Origin of the sequence: Faecalibacterium prausnitzii, assembly GCF_003287495.1 — a bacterium.
In the GTDB taxonomy this organism is placed as follows: domain Bacteria; phylum Bacillota; class Clostridia; order Oscillospirales; family Ruminococcaceae; genus Faecalibacterium; species Faecalibacterium prausnitzii_I.
The window spans coordinates 263,872-277,719 of sequence record NZ_PRLE01000002.1 but is presented as its reverse complement, the minus strand read 5'-3'; the positions used below and the strand labels follow the sequence as shown (position 1 = coordinate 277,719).

16 protein-coding genes are annotated in these 13,848 nt (G+C 45.1%); 2 read left to right on the top strand and 14 right to left on the bottom strand.

Translation table 11 applies throughout. From position 1 onward, the window contains the following. Nucleotides 1-4: 4 nt before the first annotated feature. The 11 genes from C4N22_RS04820 to C4N22_RS04770 all read right to left on the bottom strand — a co-directional run bounded on the left by C4N22_RS04820 (nucleotide 5) and on the right by C4N22_RS04770 (nucleotide 9,704). Nucleotides 5-190, bottom strand: a complete 186-nt coding sequence (locus C4N22_RS04820) for a hypothetical protein (protein WP_005944784.1) — start codon at nucleotides 188-190, stop codon at nucleotides 5-7. A gap of 96 nt (nucleotides 191-286) precedes the next feature. Then, nucleotides 287-1,819, bottom strand: a complete 1,533-nt coding sequence (locus tag C4N22_RS04815) for a hypothetical protein (RefSeq protein WP_015573038.1) — start codon at nucleotides 1,817-1,819, stop codon at nucleotides 287-289. Nucleotides 1,820-1,950: 131 nt separating this feature from the next. Next, nucleotides 1,951-2,235: a DUF6809 family protein gene (locus tag C4N22_RS04810; RefSeq protein WP_005944778.1), complete on the bottom strand. Its 285-nt coding sequence runs from the start codon at nucleotides 2,233-2,235 to the stop codon at nucleotides 1,951-1,953. Between the two features lie 13 nt (nucleotides 2,236-2,248). Then, nucleotides 2,249-2,626, bottom strand: coding sequence for a TnpV protein (locus tag C4N22_RS04805; RefSeq protein ID WP_005944774.1), 378 nt, complete (start codon nucleotides 2,624-2,626; stop codon nucleotides 2,249-2,251). Nucleotides 2,627-2,630: 4 nt separating this feature from the next. Then, nucleotides 2,631-5,561: a DUF4368 domain-containing protein gene (locus C4N22_RS04800; RefSeq protein WP_112148327.1), complete on the bottom strand. Its 2,931-nt coding sequence runs from the start codon at nucleotides 5,559-5,561 to the stop codon at nucleotides 2,631-2,633. A 98-nt stretch (nucleotides 5,562-5,659) separates the two neighbouring features. Then, nucleotides 5,660-6,157 carry a PcfB family protein gene (locus C4N22_RS04795; RefSeq protein ID WP_112148172.1) on the bottom strand — a complete coding sequence of 166 codons (498 nt, stop codon included), beginning with the start codon at nucleotides 6,155-6,157 and terminating at the stop codon, nucleotides 5,660-5,662. Between the two features lie 31 nt (nucleotides 6,158-6,188). Beyond that, a complete protein-coding gene (locus C4N22_RS04790) occupies nucleotides 6,189-6,374 on the bottom strand; it encodes a hypothetical protein (RefSeq protein WP_055185257.1) in 186 nt (61 codons plus the stop codon). A 4-nt stretch (nucleotides 6,375-6,378) separates the two neighbouring features. Further along, nucleotides 6,379-7,026, bottom strand: coding sequence for a phage antirepressor KilAC domain-containing protein (locus tag C4N22_RS04785; protein WP_181567168.1), 648 nt, complete (start codon nucleotides 7,024-7,026; stop codon nucleotides 6,379-6,381). 28 nt (nucleotides 7,027-7,054) lie between these two features. Further along, on the bottom strand, nucleotides 7,055-7,936 hold the full coding sequence (locus tag C4N22_RS04780; RefSeq protein ID WP_112148170.1) for a DUF6017 domain-containing protein: 882 nt from the start codon (nucleotides 7,934-7,936) through the stop codon (nucleotides 7,055-7,057). A 491-nt stretch (nucleotides 7,937-8,427) separates the two neighbouring features. Beyond that, on the bottom strand, nucleotides 8,428-9,066 hold the full coding sequence (locus tag C4N22_RS04775) for a sigma-70 family RNA polymerase sigma factor (RefSeq protein WP_146746505.1): 639 nt from the start codon (nucleotides 9,064-9,066) through the stop codon (nucleotides 8,428-8,430). Between the two features lie 431 nt (nucleotides 9,067-9,497). Continuing rightward, entirely contained in the window at nucleotides 9,498-9,704 is a 207-nt protein-coding gene (locus C4N22_RS04770; protein ID WP_112148168.1) for a hypothetical protein, read from the bottom strand. Between the two features lie 284 nt (nucleotides 9,705-9,988). On the opposite strand from C4N22_RS04770, the gene C4N22_RS04765 reads away from it, so the two are divergent. After that, on the top strand, nucleotides 9,989-10,390 hold the full coding sequence (locus C4N22_RS04765) for a helix-turn-helix transcriptional regulator (RefSeq protein WP_112148167.1): 402 nt from the start codon (nucleotides 9,989-9,991) through the stop codon (nucleotides 10,388-10,390). 45 nt (nucleotides 10,391-10,435) lie between these two features. After that, nucleotides 10,436-10,990, top strand: a complete 555-nt coding sequence (locus tag C4N22_RS04760; RefSeq protein ID WP_112148166.1) for a hypothetical protein — start codon at nucleotides 10,436-10,438, stop codon at nucleotides 10,988-10,990. A 71-nt stretch (nucleotides 10,991-11,061) separates the two neighbouring features. On the opposite strand, the gene C4N22_RS04755 is transcribed toward C4N22_RS04760, so the two are convergent. The 3 genes from C4N22_RS04755 to C4N22_RS04740 all read right to left on the bottom strand — a co-directional run bounded on the left by C4N22_RS04755 (nucleotide 11,062) and on the right by C4N22_RS04740 (nucleotide 13,834). Beyond that, nucleotides 11,062-11,391 carry a hypothetical protein gene (locus C4N22_RS04755; protein ID WP_112148165.1) on the bottom strand — a complete coding sequence of 110 codons (330 nt, stop codon included), beginning with the start codon at nucleotides 11,389-11,391 and terminating at the stop codon, nucleotides 11,062-11,064. 115 nt (nucleotides 11,392-11,506) lie between these two features. Beyond that, nucleotides 11,507-12,217, bottom strand: coding sequence for a beta-1,6-N-acetylglucosaminyltransferase (locus C4N22_RS04750; protein WP_112148164.1), 711 nt, complete (start codon nucleotides 12,215-12,217; stop codon nucleotides 11,507-11,509). 213 nt (nucleotides 12,218-12,430) lie between these two features. After that, nucleotides 12,431-13,834, bottom strand: a complete 1,404-nt coding sequence (locus C4N22_RS04740; protein ID WP_112148162.1) for a lipopolysaccharide biosynthesis protein — start codon at nucleotides 13,832-13,834, stop codon at nucleotides 12,431-12,433. Between the last annotated feature and the right edge of the window lie 14 nt (nucleotides 13,835-13,848).

Below are 13,848 nucleotides of genomic sequence, written 5' to 3'. Positions count from 1 at the left end.
ACCGTCAACTTTTCGCATAGTGCGACCAGTCAACGGTCAGTTTTTCGGTATTCAGTTTTTCAAACTTGCTGGCGGCGAACAGCATTTTATGCTGTTTGCGGACGGCAAGTCCACAAGGGATAGCCGCTTTAGCGGCGCAAGGGGGTGTAGCCACCTTGACGGAACGAAGTGACGCAACATTCTCGGTCAAGCAGTTTTCTTCTGCTGACCGGGAATGAAGCTCCGCAGGACGCACTACTCTCGATAGAGAGTATAGAAGTGCGCCCTTAGAGTTCTAAGGGTATTTTTAGATAATTGGGAATGTTTCTTTGTCAAACTGCGTAACATTGAACACGATACGCCACTCGACATCATCACCAACCGGTTCAAAGTGCAGAGCAGAACAAGCAGCATGAAGTTTTTCTTGTGAATTTGTTCCATATATAACTGCTGTCGGACCATCTGCACCACCAATAACACCAACAACAAAACAGGAACTACTGCCAACTGGACGGAACGAATGATCGTCTGGTGTAACTTCTATCGGTCTATCGCCTTCATCACAGTCAAAAACCGAAATGTTCTCCATCGGTTCAGGGGTAAGTGTATAACTCATGGCAATATAATGTGTCGGATAAATCCAGCGATCAGAACCAAAACTATTTTGAGGAACTGTCTGCTGTTCTATTTCCTGCACGGTCAGTGTATGGGTTATTCCGCTAACAGGATGGGAAAACATAAATGAATCTCCGGGTGCGTGAACTTTGAAATGTGAGCCTGGAACTTGTCCTGGTTGCTGCTCCATTGTAAGAAAAAGTTTATTGATTTCAGGGTGATGCTTGGTTCCCCAAGGAAATACGTCTCTGCATATGACCCAGCCATAAGTACTATCCAGCCCATAATGGTCGATTGCCCATTTTGCTTCCAACTCATTGATAACGCCATCTGGCAGACAAGGATTAAAGCTCACAGCGCAGCCATGGGTTGTCTGTAATATTTTCTCGTTTAACTTCAAGCAAGGTTTGAAGTTAAAACAAAGTGGGTTTTCCCATTCCATCTGCATCTGTTGCTCACGGGTAAAATTTTCACATGAGTCATTTTCCCAGTCCAGATTCCATTTTTTCATGAAGTCACGGATGCTTTCTGAATCAACTCGCATACAAAAATCAACGACAAGTCCTTTGCTACATGAATAAGCTGCCGGAATTACCCAATGATATCCAGCCCAATCGAATTGTTTATCCAGCTTGATCTCTTTTCCGGCACGGTCTTTACCTCGATGTCCCCAGAAATCTCCATCAAAGTAGACCTTCCATTCAGGGGCAACCAATTCTGCCTCTGAAGTCATATCATTATCGTAATAATCTTCTGTGTATTTAATCTGACTGTAATCAAAGGAAGATTGCAGGTTTTTGATATATGTCCACGGTTGTTCCATAGGCAACAAATTCATCTTCTCTGAAATTTCCGATAAAGTTTGCTGTTGTTCCTGGGTTGTAGGGTTTTCATTGAGAAAGGCTTCAAACTGTGCTTCGTTCCACATCCACGCTTGTTCCACTGCCGCCACATCACCACAAGCCAGTATAAGCCGCAGAAAGTCGGTAAAATTTTCAGCTACTGGATGAACATAATCAGGAGAAGTATTCATGGGGCTGACAGAGAAAACCATCTCTCCAAATCCACGAATGAAACAGAAGTGGATACCATCTATCCCTGCCCATCCAAAAACCGATGCCCCTTTTGGGGTACAAAAATAATTTGTATTATCCTCACGGAGTTCAACTCCCACAGGACTTAAATCGACACCCCGCTGTAAAAATTTTTTCAAAATTCTATTCATTAAGCATCCCCCCATAAAATTAGTGCTATCACGCTCTTTATTGTAGTAAATTTTATCACAAGAGTGTGAATAAATCTACTGGCGAATGCTGAAACCGCCCGAACAGTTTCTTTCTGCTCAGGCGGCTTTCTTCATCTATTTTTCTTTCTTCTGCTGCACTTGTTCATGGGCTTCCTGCTGAACATCAGCCCAGCGGAAAAGCCATACTTGAAGTGACTTTCACTTTCTTCACATTGGGCGATTGCTGTCTGCGCCCGGAGTTCCTGCACCAGCTCATAGTCCTCTTTGCTGAGCCGCTGGGACAACTGCTCCATGAGCTTTTCACAGGCTATGACTGCCTTTCGGTATTCCGGTGATGTAGGTACAACTGTCTCGCAGGGATAAAACTCCCCATTATACATGGCTTCCAAAATCATAGCTTTACCTCTCTCAACAGTAGATTAGTTCCGTCTTGATGATTTCCTCTGCCCGGCAGCGGATGGAGTTCATTGACTGCACCCATAACATCTGATTTTCCGCTTTCATGGCTTCGGTCACGCCCTCGGCTTTCATCATCTGCCGGATAATCAAGTCCAGCCTGTCTGCCGCCTGCTCGTTCAGATCGGCAACGACGGTGTGGAGCCTGCCGGACAAAATTAGCTCGTTGTAAAGCATGGGACGGTGCAATTTCAGATAGGACTGGTGCAAGCGTCCCCAATGCCCAATAGGTCGGCGTTCCTCCGGCAGCTTCAAGTCCGGCACATAGTAGTCGCCCACCAACACATAGTCCATACCGTTCTCATGGATTCTCGGTTTCAACTCTTTCATAAAATCACGCTCCCTTTCTCGGTCCCAGCTGCGGCAAACTGCTCACCGGGATAAATACCCCTCTGGCAATATCCTCGGTGCGGATTGCCTGTTTTCTGGCTTCAATCTCCGCTTTTTTCTTGGCTTTCGTGCGCTCCTCATACTCTTTCTGTTTACCATTGGCTTTCCGCTTCAAGTAGTTCTGGTGGAGCCTGTCCTTGCGTTCCTCACGCTTGCGGATTTCCTCTAATTCCTCCGGGGTAAGCTCCACTTCGCCAAACGCAGGGGGAACGAAACGACCCACGAAATTGAAGTAAATCTCGACCTCCTGTGTGGTCTGAATACTGCCCTTGCGGTCACGCTCATGCACAAGGATTTTCTCAATAAACTCATTGAGCATGGCAATCGTCAGCTTGTCGAAGTTCTCATACTTGTCAATCAGAGCGATAAAACGGTCAGCGTCCTTTTCGTGCTTCTCGTAGCTCTTGATAGCCTTTTCCAGAACAGAGATTTCAGCGGTAAGCTCGGTCTGCTCCTTTTCATATTGAGCGTCCAGAGTGGCATATCTGCTGTCAGACAGCTTTCCTAAAATGTTGTCCTCATAGATTTTGCAGAGCAGGACTTCCAGCTCGGAAACTCTCTGCTTTGCGGTGGCAAGGCGTGTCCGCTGTTTCTTGACCTCTGCCGTCTGCTGGCTGGACTGCGCTTCCTGCACCACTCGGACAAACTCGGCTCTGTCATGCTTCGCATACTCGGCAATAGCTTTGAGCATTTCGGAAACAAGGGACAGTACCACATCTTCATTGATACGGTGCTGTGTCGTGCAGAGCTTTCCAACTGGGACTTTGCTGTATTGGGAACAGGTATATTGAGAAATACGCTTGCCGTTGTTGGTACGGTGGACATACATCTTGCCGCCGCAATCGGCACAATAAAGCAAGCCTGTGAGGGGAGCTGCTTCGCCCCAGCCGTCCGGGTAGCGTCTGACATTCCCACGGATTTTCTGCACAAGGTCAAAGGTCTGCTGGTCAATGATAGCTTCATGGGTATTCTCGAAAATTGTCCATTCGTCCTCCGGGACATAATGACTTTTCTTGTCCTTGAAGTGCTTTCGGGTCTTGAAGTTGATGGTGTGTCCCAGATATTCACGCTTTTCAAGAATGTTGCAGATGGTGGAAGAACCCCAGCCGTACACATCTTTGAAGGTCTTATTTTTGTTCACGCCCTCGCCGTGCCGGGCAAGGTAAGCGGACGGAATGAGGACTTTTTCTTCTTTCAGCTTGCTGGCGATCTGATACGGACCGTAGCCGTCAATCGTCATGGCAAAGATGCGCTTGACCACCTCGGCGGCTTCGGGGTCAACCAACCATTGGTCTCTGGCTTCGTTCCAAAGATAGCCGTAAATGACCGTGCCTGTGAGGTGCTTGCCGGACTTGCCTTTGGACTGGAAAGTGGAACGGATTTTACGGCTGGTGTCTCTGGCGTAGTATTCGTTCATAATGTTGCGGAAAGGGGTAAAATCATCGTCCCCTCTGGCACTGTCCACGCCGTCATTGATGGCGATAAGGCGAACGCCACGCTGACGCAGGATTTCCATAATCTGACCGACTTTCAGATAGTCACGACCCATGCGGCTCATGTCCTTGATGCACAAATACTCCACATTCCCGGCTTCCACTTCTTTCATCATTGCTAAAAATCCGGGACGGTCAAAGCAAGTACCACTAATGCCATCGTCCGTGAAATGGACAATGTTTGTAAAGCCCTGCCGTGCGGCGAACTCCTCCAACATTGCCTTTTGATTGGATATGGAATTGCTCTCACGCTGTTGGTCATCATCTTTGCCAAAGTCATCACGGCTCAGTCGTTCGTACAGAGCTGTGATTTTCTCATTTTTTCTCATAACTTGCGCTCCTTTCTTCGGTTTTAGGTTGTGTGTTCTAAGAGACTTCCCAACCGCTTGATTAAGAAGTCTTTTAGAGCATACAACACCGGCCGCCAGCTTATACTTCTTATACTGACGGACTGCAAAGTGCTCCGGTTTCTTCTGTTCCAATTCCTCAAACAGTTCATCCACAGGATTCTTAAACTCTTCGTCATCCTCGCGGGCTTCGCTGGCGTTGATGAACTCCAGCAGCGTGGAAAAGTTCTGCTCCTCCTCCGGGGCTTCATACCAGATGTAGCCGATCAGTGCGCAGTAGAGCAGGCGTTCGGCTTTGATCCAGAAATCTTCGCCGGATTTTTCTCCATCGCCCTTTGTATTGGCGATGATGGTATTGACCAGTTTCAGAATATCCTTCTCACTGCGGATGTAATGGAACGGATTGTACCGCATGGATTTTTTGAAGTTGATGGTGTTCAGGACTTTGATTTTATACCCGGCATCCGAGAGCATCTTTCCACACTCGATAATGATCGTACCCTTGGGGTCAGTTATGACATAGCTTACCTTTTGGGGCATCTGCATCAAATTCGGCTTGACGTAGAATCGGGTCTTACCGCTTCCACTGCCGCCGATCACAATGACGTTCTTATTGCGGGCGTACTTCGGATGCTTTGGTCTACCACTCATCATCAGCCGTTCGGTCTGTGTGAGGATGACGTTGTTCTCGAATACCGGGTCAATAAAAGGTTCGATGTCCTTCTGGTTGCCCCACCGGGCAGAGCCATATTCCTCGCCTTGCCGATACTTCTTCGCGTTCTTCCCTTTGAAGTAGATCACTGCTTTCAGTGCAGCTGCGCCGACCAGCCCCACCATCAGGTCGAATGGGTGAAAGCTGGGCAAGACACTTTTGTAGGCCAGGCCAAAGTTCATAAAAAGAACCATCAGCCTGTCCACCACGGAATCGCCATTGCAATGGCGGTAGAGCCATGCGGCTTTCTCCACCATGTAAAAGGCGATGATGTACGGAAAATTCAACAGGATCAGCCTTTTCATATCTGCTGCCTGCGCCATCCGGCTGATTTCCGCAGCCATTTTTTTGCCCCATGCCGTCCCACCCGTCTGGTTGGACGGTGCTTTGCGCGGCAGGCGGGCAGGTGTTTTCTGATTTTTCATCGTATCGGTTCCTGCTCCCTCTTCTTTTCTTTCTTGAGCTGACGGTGATTGGAAAGTTCCTCTTTCACCTTTTCCAGCTTCTTGCGTACCGATTCACGCTTCTGTTTTTTCAGCGTTTCGCTGGTGTACTCCTTAAAGGCGGCGGTCATAACATCCACGTCCTTGGCCTTGAAAAAGACCAGATATTCGCTTTTTCCCTCCTGTTCCACCTTTTTCAGACTATAATCAATGCCATATTTCCGGGCTACCCGGTCGAAGGACTTGATATTATTGTCTGTGACAACGATGTTCGTGATCTGCGCGCCGCTCTTCTGCAGGCTCTTGATGCTCTGCCGACCCGTTTTCTTACATTGGCTTTTTTCTCCTTTCCCCCGCTGCTTTTTCTTGTCCATCTCTGCCAGCAGCTTTATCAAAGCCGCTTTCAAAATCTGTGCGGTGATTTTTCCTCCTTTGATGCACAGCGAAATGGTTTTCTCGTTGACTTCTTCCTGCATGGTTGCTCACCTCCCATCTATCACCGCTGCATCAGGGGCGGACTGCCCCGGCCGCAGGCGGCGCGGTATCGCCCAGCACCGAGCGGAACTTCTTACGGCACTGGTGCAGCAGATAGCCGCACTCCCATTTGTGCCGGCAGTGCTTGCAGGGATGGCCGCTGTCCGTTCCCGGACGCTGGCGCATCATGCGTTCAAACGGATTGTCGGTAAAATTCATAGGCTTAACCTCCCTGTTCAGCCAGCGGCAGCACTCCACGCCGCTTCAAAGTGTGATAAAGGAACTTCCGGCCTTTCTGCGTCCATGCAGTGTGCAGCTTTTCCACTTCGGAGCCATCGCTGCGCTGGAGCCGAAACGCCAGGCTGGACGTATAACCCTTGCCGTGGTGTTCCGAATACAGCACCCACTGGCCGTTGGCCCGGTACTGGATGCCGTGCAGATGCAGCAGCCGATTGAATACCTTGGCTCCACAGCCGTACTCTTTGGCGATCTGCGTAGTCGTAACCAGCGAATCTGAATCGCTCAACTGCGCTTCGTAGCCGCTCCGGCGCGGCGGCTTCTTATGCAGCAGGCCAAGCAGCGCATCCCAGTCAAACGGTTGCGGATGGTACGCCGCACCGACCGCCGTGTGGTGCAGCTTGCAGAGCTTCTTTGCCATGTCCCGCGTGATACGGTAGTCTTTTACATACCGCTGGACCGTGCGCCCGCCCTCATCCTGCAGCCGGACACGAGGCATATACTCGTAGTCGCGACCCTCGATGAAACCATACTGGCACATACGCGGAAACCACTTGCGGAAATCACTGCGAATGTGCATCTGGTCGTACAGATCACGCGCCCACAGCGTAGAGGGCAGCGTGTCCATACTCATGAATACGATGTTCATGGGGTTGTCCTCCTTAATTTTTATCTACCCTGCCGCCCCACCCAAATTCATGCCGAACCTGTGCGGAATAATAGCTATCCACGGTCACAGGCGCATTATAGAGCGTTGCCAGCAGGTATTGCTTGATGTTCCGAATCTGAGTGCTGTTTTCTTTTAAGCACTCCAATATGTACTGGATATGGGAAGAATCCAGCTTCATGAGGCGGCTTTTCACCACCTCCTTCGGCTTATCCTCGCCACAGATGCGCAGGAATTTCTTTCTGCTGGTGACGGTTTCCACCAGCAGTTCCAGAATTTCATACAGAACCGCTTTATCTGCCGGATAGCCCTGTTCCAGAATTTCCAGTTCCAGAGCTTCCTTGAAATAGCGGCGATACTGTTCTTCTTCCTGTAATTCAGCCGGATAGATAAGATCAGTTTCACTATTATCTGTCTTATTTATCTTCTCAGTATTACTTCCGTTTGATTTTGGAACTCCCGGAAGTTCGTTTTTCATACCACCGGAAGTATGATTTTCATACTTCCAGTAGTTCGATTGCGAAAGCCCCGCATAAAGGTCTTTCACATAGAGCAGGTTCGGCTTTCCCAAGCCCTGCCTGCGCCGCTCAATAAGCTGATATTCGTGTTCCAGCTCGTCCAGCAGTTTGACCGCTTTTTGTCTGGCACATCGAATCGAATCCATGATTTCATCTATCGTACAGATGATGTAGGCATTTCCATTCTCGTCCTGCCAGCCATTTTTAAGCGAGAGATTCATCCGATCCAGCAAGACTGCATAAAGCAGCTTTGCATCGCCAGACATCTTTTCAAACAGGTCTACCTTGATGAGTGCTTTCGGCACACGGTAGAAACTGTATCGGTCTGCTTCCAGACCTCTGAAATACGGGTACTTCATGTAGATTCATCACCTCCCCTCCTGCTGGATTTGCACTATTATAAATAACAGTACATTCCTACGACGGAGCATCTTGCGACACTCCGCCGCATTGTATCTGCTGTTATTTGAGCTTTGCCATTCTGCCCCAGCCCGTTCCTGCCCCATATTTCAGCGGCGTTTTCTCTGACAAGACACGCAGGATGCACATTCAGTATCAGAAGTATCTCTCTGGGATGGCTTATTCAATTTTCAAGGTTCCGGTGAGAGGTTTTGTATTGTCCTCTCATCCTTAGAATCGGAGAAAGGTCATTTCGCAAGGTGTTTTCAAAAAACTTTTTGAACATTTTGTGAACCTTCCGATTGGGGTGGAGAATTTTTGTGTCCTCTCACTCCTAGAATCGGAAAAGGGCTATTTCGCAAGGTGTTTTGAAAAAAGTTCAAAAAATTTTTGAGCCGCCCAATTCAGCGTGTTTTCTGATTGGACGGCTCATCTTTTAATTATGTATCTGTTAGCAGCTGCACAATGCCCGGAAATGCTTTTTCTGTATCTTGTAAATTGCTGCGTTATAAATTCCGGTAAGATTCTGGCGAGTCATGCCAAGGTGTTTTGCCGCCTCTGTGAAAGACAGACCATGGAACAGGTGGATGTGAACGACCTTTCTCTGCAAATCAGTCAAAGTAGAGAGCAATTCTTCCACTCTTTCTTCACTTATCATTCTTTCCAGTGTGCTGACTGCTTCATCGACTCCCTCCAGGATTTCTTCTTTATACTCCCTGTCCTCACGGGATGGCATCCACTTTCCTTGGATGATCTCATAGTTCATAAAAATCCGATCCTCGCCTTCCAGAACAAGCCGGATGTGCCACTCGTAGTCGTCAAACTCTGCTTCCTCAATGTGATGTCCCGCCCCTTCTGCTGCATCATATTTATAATGTACACAGTCGCGGAGAGAAAAAACTGTCACCCTCTTGTGCGCCCGGTAGATCACATAACCGTTCTGGTAGACATTGATGCTGCCATGATTTTCCAAGACCTTTTCGGTAACCACTGGCACACCAGATACCTCAAGTGCCTTCACGGTTGGAACACGCTGTTCCTTGTACGAAGGGAGTTCAACAAGCTTTTTCAGATCCTTGAATGTCATCATAATGTCCACCTTTCTGCCTTTTGGCTGCGGGCGGTCTGAAACAAAAAATGCAGCAAAAGTTGTCCCAGACTTACCCGTTTTTTTTGAACGGGAAGTCTAAGACTTCTCCTACTGCATCGCTATTTCATGATTCACTTTTAAGGTGTGATGTTTAGTCTCTCATATATAGAATTGCTGGAAGGGCATTTCGCAAGGTGTTTTTGAAAAAAAAATTAAAAAAACCGGAACAGGATGAGTTACTCACAGGCGCACTACTGCGCTGCATTCGCTCATTCTGTTCCGGCCTATATCACATATTGCTACGGTATCGCTCTAAACAAACAGATATTATATTGTAGACCCAAAAGAACGTCTGATGGAGCTGGTCGGCTAACCAAGTGCCGCCTAAGATTCCACCTCTGCGCTTTCAGTGTCCGATGAAGCACTCTGCTTCAGGCTTCTTTCCGATGGTTCTCTACTGTAAAAAATTCGATACTCTTCACGGGAAGGCCGTGAATACACTCCACCAGAGATTCAGCAGAAATATAATCTTCACAGCCACCACGCTTGATCTGAAGCATATTCTTTCCATCAACGACACTGCGATTCCCGATCCGCAGCCCCTTTGGGGTGCGGATTTCATGTTCTCCGTTGCTCATCTTCTCACGGCCTCCTTTGTGTTGGTTTAAGTTTCTTCTTATCTTCTATTCAACTTCACCTTTTGAACTTCCGCTCTTTTTTCACCTTTTTCATCTTGCATATTTACGATTTTTACGGTATAATAATCCAAAAGATGATAGAATATAGCATATATTATAAGCAAGTCATATCGCCGTGTCAAGAGGAAAATGTGAAAATTTATTGCATCTTACTGATTGAATATTTACAAATTCCATTGCACATTGTTACAGCACGATAACTACTCCATAGAAAGGTTGCAAACATGAAATTTGGGGAGAAAGTTCGCGATCTACGAAAGAAACATTCTTTAACACAAGACGAATTGGCGCAATGCCTGGGTATCAACAAACGAACGATCATCGGATGGGAGCGTGATGGCCGCTATCCTCGCAGTGTTGAAATGCTCGAAAAGATGGCTGATATATTCCATGTACCTTTGACCTATTTACAGCCGGATCAGTCTTTATTTATCGAACGTGCCGCCGAAGCCTACGGAAAAAAGGGCAAAATAGAAGCCCAGCATCTCGCATTTGAGCTTACTGAACTATTTGCCAGCGGAGAGTTGACCCCGCAGGATATGGACGGCATTATGTATGAAATGCACAAAGCCTATTTTAAGTATCGAGAACAAAAACGAGAAAAGGAACGAATCATGAACCTGTAAATCACTGTTCTATTCACTATGCCATCCCCGAAAGGAGATTACATTATGGATTCTGCATTTATTCACCAAGCTGCTAATGAACTTGTCCAAAATGTCGGAACTCGCAACATCAAACAGATTGCGCGCAGTTGCAGCCTGGACATCAGTGAAACATCTCGCATTAAAGATATGCTGGGTTTACTTTCGCTCTATTTTGATAAGCCATTGATCCTTATCAATCGCCAGCTGGACAAACAGACGAAGCAGATGGTGTGCGGCTATGCACTCGGACATTATCTGGAGCATCAGCTGCTTATGGACTTGCATACTCTGAACAAGTTTTTGACCATTAAGGACAAGCACATCCTTCTTTATGAGCATAACGCTTTCACATCCCATCTGATGCTGGACAGTAATGAAGTCTATCAAATGACGCGGCACGGACTGGATGCTGCCCAGATTGCTGCCGCCAAGGGAATCCACCTCAATCTGGTGCTGGTGAAGCTGCTGGAACTGCATCATCTAGGATATGATCTACGGCACTATCACGCCCAGCACCATGCGTTTATCAAGCAGTTCAACCTTCCGGCACATTTTCAGTTTGATGTTGCCGTTGGGTAACTGTATACTCTTATAACCCTAAAACCCGTGATGAACAGTGCGTTATGCCTGTCCATCACGGGTTTTTCGTGTTATTTCAGTTTTGCGAGAATTTCATCGGCACTCATGCCTTCGGCAAGCAGTTTTTTCAGAACGGACTCTGCTTCTGCTTTTTTTGTTTCTTCCGCAGCTTTGGCGTCTGCCTTTGCCTTTTTTGCTTCCAGCGTTGCTACTTCTTTTTCGGCCTTCTTCAGAGCAGTCTTCTTCTCTTTCAGGTCAGCCTTTAAAGTGTCAATGTTGGCGGTGATGGACGCGATTTCCGCTGTGAGTGCTTCCTTTGCGGACTGCTTTTCTGCAATCTGTGTTGCAAAATCGGCGGTCACAGTTTTGAGCTTATTCTTGCTACCTTTAAGACGGGGCATAATATACAGACCTCTTTTCCTCTTTATATATATTAAGTATATCACTGTAGAAATCTTAAAGCAATACTCTATTTCTTCACACCTAATATCTGCAAAGAAAAGTTCCAATTATGTATCATTCCTTGATTTTCTCATATAGCATCTCTACAATTTCCGGGTTATTTGTAAAATCAAATTTTCTTGCAAAGAGACAATTAGAACCAATTAAAATACCATAATCCCCTTTTTTCCACACATACGGTTTTCCTCTTGTCCAATCTATCGCGCGAAGGACATCCATATAAGTATTTTGAATATATGGATTATTCTTACTAGATTTATAAAGCTTTAAATTTCTATACATTTCCGAATTTAAAACTAATGTTTGCAAAAACATTTCATCTGCACAAAATGTGCTTCCAAACACACTTTTTATCTCGTTCTTTTTTCCAACCAAATATCTAGCAACATCATCGGTTATGTCAAAGTATGCTGACCCAATTGCCCACTTTTTTATTTGCGAATACCTCTTTGTTCTATCCACACTAAACATGCGTTGACATATTATCAGCACTTTTCTGCAAATTTTAATCAACAGATTTTGCTTATGGTCTTGCAAAGGATAGTAATACTTCACTCTCGCTAAATATTTAGTGTTTTTTACCTCATTGATGCTGATAAAATTTTCCCCATAATGCTCATCGAAAAAACGTAAAATTTCTGATTGCTTTTTTAATGGAAAATCTACTCCTGTCAACAAATGATAATACTGATATTGTCCTTTGGAAACAGCTGCTTCCAGTAAAATCAATTCAGCCTCAATCTGTGTACCCCCCCCAATAAACATTTAGTCGATTCGTGAAGTACATTTTACTTTTCTGGCAAATATCCGAGAGCGATTGGGGATCAATACTGGATTTTTTATCTAGATGAATAAAAATATCATTTCTTTCGTTGTCAAGCACGTCCAAGAGTTTCCTTAAATGTTCTGGCTGATTATGCGCCATTATCAGATACGCATGTTTCCCAATCATATAATGTAACCTCCCTTACATGACAATCACTTTTTTAAGAATTTTCCCATAATTCTTTTTGCAATTTGCATATTTTGAGTAATATTATAGATTCCTGCAAAGCACCAGCACAAAATTATCATCCACATTTGATTGCTGTTCAAGCAAATTGTGGATACCAAAAACATCCCCATCCCAATTGCGATTTCTTTCATATTATATTTTATCTCTATCACTTTATTAAGGTCAACAGCTCTATAAATAGCAATCACCAAAAAAGATACTGCAGTTGAAATTGATGCTGCATAGAGTCCAATTTCCCCAATCAATAGCACATTGATTGCTGCGTTAATTATCGCTCCTGCAACCGATGAGTATCCCACTTGTTTTGTTCTCTTAAGCGCAATATAAATACCACTATAGAAATTAACAATGCTATTAAAGAATATTCCAAAATACAATATCGGAACTTGAAAAAAAGCTGTGCCATAGTCTCCCTTGACAAGCACTCTAAAGATAATCGGTGTTACTGCTATCAAGGCTAGCATAACTCCAATCAAAAATTTAAATAATCCAGAAAAGAGCTTTGTATAATATTCTGCCGGGTCTCCATCATCAGAAACCTTAGCTGCCGTTTCTGTCCATGCTAAATTAAAAATACCATATGCCGTACTGTACAACGAGGGTATCTTATTTGCAACTGCATATATTCCATTTGCTGCTGCACCCATGAAGTGGATAATAATTAGTCGATCCGATAAATTTACCACCCACAATGCAATTGAACTCGGAATAATCGGCATTGAAAAATTCAATAGTTCCTTCAAAGACACCGATGAAAATTTGTCTAACTCAAAGTAGCTAATCATTCCCGACGCAATCACCATATATGTATCTGCGCCTAAATAGCCTATTGTTAGAGAGATAATGACACCCTGCAACCCCAAGTGAAATCCCATTAACATCACCGCTGTTGCCACAAGATTCACCGCAGAATAAACAACAACACTTACAGAATATCTAGCATTATACCCTAACCCACGTACAATTTGTCCCAATAACGAATAAAGGGCCTCACTTAAAAACAGGATGCAGATTAGTAATGCTGAAAACGAATCAATCTTTAATAATCTCAAGATTAAATAAACAACTGGATAGCATACAATAGATGAAGCACCGATATATACAAGTGAACTCGTCACATAGAAAGTTTTATCTTCTACACTTTTTGATGCAAGTAAATATCTAAATACGGCCTGCTGTATTTGCATTGTCACAATAGGAATCAGTAAACTTGCAATACTTAAAATCAGATCGTAATTTCCGTATTCATCTGTTGTAAGATATGATGTCAATAGTGGAAGTAAAAGTATCGCTAAAAATTTAGGAATCAATTGGCCAATTCCAAGTATAACTGTATTTACAGCTAGTTCTTTATTTCTATCTACCATCTCGATAAATATTC